6 protein-coding genes are annotated in these 4,730 nt (G+C 38.0%); all 6 read left to right on the forward strand.

What is annotated here, in order from left to right; translation table 11 throughout:
• Positions 1-373 precede the first annotated feature (373 nt).
• On the forward strand, positions 374-2,020 hold the full coding sequence (locus tag BM057_RS11225; protein WP_245741947.1) for a phosphoenolpyruvate carboxykinase (ATP): 1,647 nt from the start codon (positions 374-376) through the stop codon (positions 2,018-2,020).
• Between the two features lie 117 nt (positions 2,021-2,137).
• Positions 2,138-3,532, forward strand: coding sequence for an oxaloacetate decarboxylase subunit alpha (locus BM057_RS11230; protein ID WP_092093829.1), 1,395 nt, complete (start codon positions 2,138-2,140; stop codon positions 3,530-3,532).
• Positions 3,533-3,548: 16 nt separating this feature from the next.
• Entirely contained in the window at positions 3,549-3,848 is a 300-nt protein-coding gene (locus tag BM057_RS11235; RefSeq protein WP_092093832.1) for an OadG family transporter subunit, read from the forward strand.
• A 12-nt stretch (positions 3,849-3,860) separates the two neighbouring features.
• Entirely contained in the window at positions 3,861-4,244 is a 384-nt protein-coding gene (locus tag BM057_RS11240; protein ID WP_092093834.1) for a biotin/lipoyl-containing protein, read from the forward strand.
• Positions 4,245-4,265: 21 nt separating this feature from the next.
• Positions 4,266-4,409, forward strand: a complete 144-nt coding sequence (locus BM057_RS11785; protein WP_177186254.1) for a hypothetical protein — start codon at positions 4,266-4,268, stop codon at positions 4,407-4,409.
• A gap of 32 nt (positions 4,410-4,441) precedes the next feature.
• The coding region (locus BM057_RS11245; protein WP_177186135.1) for a helix-turn-helix domain-containing protein at positions 4,442-4,730 on the forward strand (289 nt) is incomplete at its 3' end.

The raw sequence follows: 4,730 nt of genomic DNA on the forward strand, positions 1-4,730 counted from the left end.
TTGGGGAAGGTTCCTTGTTTTGGGAACGTTCTCCAAACAGATAGGCCAGCAAACGGCAGAGCCGTGCGGTAGCTGATGAGTGTACAAAAATAGAAAGCCTAAACTAGCTTAGTAAAAGGATGCCCGAGAAAAACTTGACACATACTCACAAAAGAAAGCGCTTTATTTATAAAATAGTTTCTGTTACTATTAGAGTAGTAATAAAAATGCTTTCCCTACATACTAGTTCTGAAGCAGTTCATCGGACCTTAGTAAAATGCTCAATCTTTCATTAAGCTGGTAAGATATAAAAATTGATGAGTCAGGAGGGGATTCTCTTCAAATTTTAGGCTTTTGTTTCAGTATCTGCTACTTATTAAAGGAGGGTTTTCTATTGGCAACGAAAGAACGTTTTTTAAAATCAGAAATTCGTAAAAATAATCTTATTTTTTCATCACTCCGGTCCGTTATTGAAACTTCAATGTATTCAAATAACAATCGACTTGTCACAAATCTTTCAGAGGCTTACACATTGGCTCATGATGGCTTTCATACTATCGTTACAGATTTGAATGTAAAATATCCAGAAAAATTAGGACTTCCAGAAAGCGCTAAAGTATTAGTTGAAAATGGCGGAAGTGTCGTTGGACGTACGGCTGCAGCTCGCCGAATCGTTGGGCGTGATCCTGAAGAAGATAAAAAACTGGCACTTATTGTGAGAGAAGCTATTTATAATGGGAGTAAAGTTGCCCGTTACAAAACAGAAGCTTATGTGGGATTAGAAGAAGATTTTATGGTAAAAGCTCATTTATCTGTTCCTGTGGGACAAGAAAATAATTTATATTCTTGGTTGCTAAATTTCCAAGTTGTAAATGATGAATATCAAGAAATGTATCAACGCTCGAAGGGTTATCCAGAAGGCGATATATATATTTACCAAGATCCAGATTGGTCTCATCCTGATTATCCGATGGGGTTAGCTTACTTTGATCCAGATCATAATTGCGCCATTATTTTAGGAATGAATTATTTTGGAGAATTAAAAAAAGGTACGTTAACTTTGGCTTGGAATATAGCTCATAAAAATGGGTATACTTCATGTCATGGCGGACAAAAGAAATTCACTTTAGCTGATAACAGCTCTTATGTAGCAGCTTTCTTTGGGTTGTCCGGTTCTGGAAAATCAACATTGACCCATGCGAAACATCAAGATAAGTTTGCTATTGAAGTGCTGCATGACGACGCCTTTATTATTTCATTAACGGATGGCTCATCTATAGCGCTAGAACCTTCCTATTTTGACAAAACACAAGATTATCCTTCTGATGATCCTGAAGTAGATTACTTTGTAACCGTTCAAAATGTAGCCGTTACGCAAGATGAAAATGGAAATAAAGTGCTCTTAACGGAAGACTTGCGAAATGGTAATGGGCGCACGATCAAGTCGCGGTATTCAACGCCTAACCGAGTAGATAAATTTGAAGAACCGATCAATGCCATTTTTTGGATCATGAAAGATGAATGTCTGCCGCCGCTTTTAAAAATCAACGATCCGATTCTTGCGGCTACTTTTGGAGCAACGTTGGCGACAAAACGTTCTTCTGCAGAGCAGCTGAAAAAAGGGGTAGATATGAACAAGTTGGTTATCGAACCTTATGCTAATCCCTTCCGTGTTTATCCTCTCATTGAAGATTATAGCAATTTCAAGTATTTATTCAGCAGAAAAGATATCGATTGCTATATTTTAAATACAGGATTTTTCTTAGACAAAAAGATCCCTAAAGAAGTGACTCTTGGCGCTGTTGAGAAAATCGTAGAAGGAAAAGGAACATTTAAACCTTTTGGCAGTATTAAAGACATTGAATACCTTGAAGTAGAAGGATTCGACCCTGACCTAAACGATTCTTCTTACAAATCTTTAGTTGATGAAAGAATAAAAATGAGGGTTGAATATATACAGGAACAAAATGCACATCAAGAAATGAATGTCTTACCGAATGAAACCTCAAAAGCTTTGTTAAGTATTATTCAGGAAAATTAACCATAGTCTGCTATGAAAGGGTTAAGAAATGCTTTCATAGCAGATTAAAGTAGAAAGCAATTCTTTTAGTAGAATTGCTTTTCGCTATGCTTTGTGCACTAAAAAAGGAGGATATTCATGCCAAAAAAAAGAATTGACTTTACAGAAACTGTTCTGCGGGATGCTCATCAAAGTTTGATGGCTACAAGAATGTCTACAAATGATATGCTCCCAATTGTTGAAACAATGGATAAGGCACGTTATTTTTCTTTAGAATGTTGGGGTGGAGCTACTTTTGATGCCTGTATTCGGTTTTTGGGTGAAGATCCATGGCAGAGACTAAGAGACATACGCAAAAGAACACCCCATACAAAATTACAAATGCTGCTTCGTGGTCAGAACCTTTTAGGCTATCGTCATTATGCGGATGATGTGGTAGAAAAATTTGTTGAAAAAAGCATCGAAAATGGAATCGATATTTTCAGAATTTTTGATGCGTTAAATGATCCGCGCAATCTTGAAGCTTCTTTAAGGGCGGTCAAAAAAAATAAAGGTCATGCCCAGTTAACGATTTGCTATACAATCAGTAAAGTCCATACGATTCAGTATTATCAGGATTTAGCTGAACAATATGAAAAAATGGGTGCAGATTCAATTTGTATTAAAGATATGGCTGGGATTTTGACACCTTATACTGCTGAAAGATTAGTCAAAGCAATAAAAGCTCATATTTCTGTTCCACTCAGTATTCACACCCATGCTACCAGCGGAACGGCACAAATGACTTATTTAAAAGCCGTTGAATCAGGTGCAGATATGATTGATACAGCAATTTCTCCTTTTTCAGAAGGAACGAGTCAGCCACCCACTGAAACAATGGCTCTTTCTATTAGTGAAGGACCGTTTACAACAACATTGGAGATGGACAAGTTAGAAGAAATCGCTGATTATTTTAAACCGATTCGTGATCGATATATCGAAAGTGGTGCTTTAGCACCAAAAATGATGGGCGTTGATCCAAAAGCACTACTTTATCAAGTTCCAGGCGGTATGCTTTCAAATCTTTATTCTCAATTAAAACAAGCTAAGGCGACAGACCGTTATGAAGAAGTTTTAAAAGAAGTGCCAAAAGTGCGTGCAGATCTTGGTTTTCCACCGCTCGTTACACCGATGAGCCAAATGGTCGGAACACAAGCCGTGTTCAATGTACTAGCAGGAGAACGCTATAAAATGGTACCAAAAGAGATAAAAGATTATTTGCGTGGTGCTTATGGTAAAACACCTGTACCAGTTGATGAAGCTTTTCGCCGATCAATTATTGGAGATGAAACGGTTATAACGACCCGTCCGGCTGATCTTATTGCGGCTGAGTTTGATCAGTTGAAAAAAGAGCTGGGCCCTTTAGCAAAAACGGACGAAGATGTCTTAACCTATGCCTTATTTCCTGAAGTTGGCAAATCTTTTTTAGAAAAGAAATATCAGCCGCCGCAAGATGAACAGGACAGCAAGATTCGTATAAAAGCTGTTTTATAAAAGGGAGGACAACCAAATGGGAGCATTTACCTTATTTGATGGCCTTGTGGTCTCGGTCGTCAGTATCATAATGGTTTTTATTGTGTTATTTGGCCTTCAATTACTGATCGGTTTATTTCGGCTTGTCGGCAAAGAGGATACTGCTACTGAACAAGTGTTAACCGAAACAAAGGAACATACGAAACACATGTCCACAGAAGAGTTGGAAGAAGATGAAGAAAGCCGAATGGTAGCAACTTTAATGGCGTTGGTTATGGCGAATGAAGACAAGCAGGATCACCAGTATAGGATTACGGAAATCAAACGAATCCACTAGGAGGGAGCATCAATGAAAAAATACGAAATTGAAGTCAATGGGAAAGTTTATCAAGTCTCCGTAAAAGAATTGACTGAAAATGAAAGGATAGAAGAAAATAAACAAGTAAAAGAAAACACGGATCAGAATATCAGGACATCACAACGTACTGAAGATACTCCACAAAAAACAGCTTCAAATAACGCTGAAATGGTTACGGCACCGATGCCGGGAAATATTCTGCGTGTTCTCGTCAATGAAAATGAAAACGTTTCTGCCGGAACGACATTATGTGTTTTAGAGGCAATGAAAATGGAAAATGAAATTGTTGTACCTAAAGATGGAGTGGTCACGAAAATTGCAGTTGAAAACAATCAAGCAGTAGAAGCGGGAGAAGCACTTGTTTGGATCAGCTGATGAGGGAAGGAGGACGTACAAATGTTAGAAGCACTATCGGAACTAGCAGCTACTACGGGGGTAGCCAATTTATCTTATAAACAAGTTATCATGATCGCCATTTCTTGCTTTTTTTTATATTTAGCGATCAAAAAGCAGTATGATATACTGACCCCCAAATGTTAGACCAAAAATCTAACATTTGGAGGTCATTTTTTATGGCTAAATATAGCTTTGAATTTAAAAGAATGGTCGTGAAGGAGTACATCAAAGGTTTTGGCGGATATGCCTCTCTAGCTGAAAAACATGGCATTAAAAGCTACGGCCAAGTACGTGATTGGGTGAAAGTTTATCAAGAGTTTGGTGAAGAAGGGTTACAGAGACGGACAACGAACAGGGATTATACTGTTCAATTTAAATTAGATGCGGTAGAGTTGTATTCAAGAACAGAGTTGACCTATCGAGAAACAGCCAACCGACTGGGACTGACTACCCCTGCATTGATTA

The sequence above is a fragment of the Pisciglobus halotolerans genome, assembly GCF_900113675.1.
Taxonomy (GTDB): Bacteria; Bacillota; Bacilli; order Lactobacillales; family Carnobacteriaceae; genus Pisciglobus; species Pisciglobus halotolerans.